Origin of the sequence: Prevotella sp. S7-1-8 (assembly GCF_000758925.1) — a bacterium.
Classification (GTDB): domain Bacteria; phylum Bacteroidota; class Bacteroidia; order Bacteroidales; family Bacteroidaceae; genus Prevotella.
The window spans coordinates 1-1,013 of the sequence record NZ_JRNC01000005.1; the positions used below are offsets into that span (position 1 = coordinate 1).

The 1,013-nt window shown below is 38.5% G+C and carries 2 protein-coding genes; one reads left to right on the forward strand and one right to left on the reverse strand.

Annotation, left to right across the window (positions count from 1 at the left end):
• The coding region (locus tag HMPREF1640_RS00685; RefSeq protein WP_036891518.1) for a restriction endonuclease subunit S at positions 1-544 on the forward strand (544 nt) is incomplete at its 5' end.
• Here the strand turns inward: HMPREF1640_RS00685 and HMPREF1640_RS00690 are convergent.
• A partial coding sequence (locus HMPREF1640_RS00690; RefSeq protein WP_231565810.1) for a restriction endonuclease subunit S occupies positions 524-1,013 on the reverse strand: 490 nt, incomplete at its 5' end. The two genes, HMPREF1640_RS00685 and HMPREF1640_RS00690, sit on opposite strands and share 21 nt — an antisense overlap.

Sequence of the window (1,013 nt, forward strand, 5' to 3'; positions counted from 1 at the left end):
GGTAGGAAAAAGTGTTGCGGATATAAGCGAGCAGATGCCATTTGACATACCCGAAACGTGGAGCTGGTCAAGAGGAAAAAGTATCTTTCTTCCTATGGAATCTGAGAAGCCTAAAAATGATTTTGTTTATATTGATGTGGATGCCGTTAATAACAAAAAGTATATAATTGACAATCCAAAGCACATCACAACGGAAAATGCTCCAAGCCGTGCATCAAGGAAACTACATGAGAACGATGTCTTGTTTTCCATGGTACGTCCATACCTGAAAAATATAGCACTTGTTACAAATGAGTATAAAAATGCTATCGCAAGTACAGGATTTTATGTGATAACACCATGTATCGGTATCTATCCGCAATATTTGTATTGGATGATGTTGTCAAGCTACGTTGTTGATGGGCTTAATATGTTTATGAAGGGAGACAATTCACCCTCCATAAATAATTGCCACATAGAAGAGTATTTGTATCCCATACCACCAGAATCGGAGCAGCAACGCATTGTTGCTCAAATAGAAAAACTATTTGAGCAACTGCGCTGATTCTTCAATTTTTTGTACAATTCTTCTCTGCTCTTGCAGTGGTGGAATGCCAATAATAAGACCATAGAACAGTTCCTTGTTAAGGTGCGGAATAGCTGCGCCTTTCTTTGAATTGCGCAAAGTTTCTTTATAAAACCGTATGAAAGCCAAAACATAAGGTTCGAACATTGAGGAACCTATCCATAGTTGCTTGAACGTACTACCCATATAGCCGTCTTGTGGTACGTTGAACACCTCACCAGAGTTTTCACCATCCACAAGTATAATATTGTCACCTTTACAGACAAGTTTACCTTTTTCTATAATAGTTTCTGAACTTTTACCACGTAAGTATTTTGCATCCAACAAGCATTGTTTGCCAGCAGTCTTCAAGCCGTCTGTAAGTTGGCAAACTGCATTTAACCGAGCTATAGACCAAGAACTTGGAAAGACAAAAGGAAGCTCAATTTCAAAAACTTCGCTTCCTATC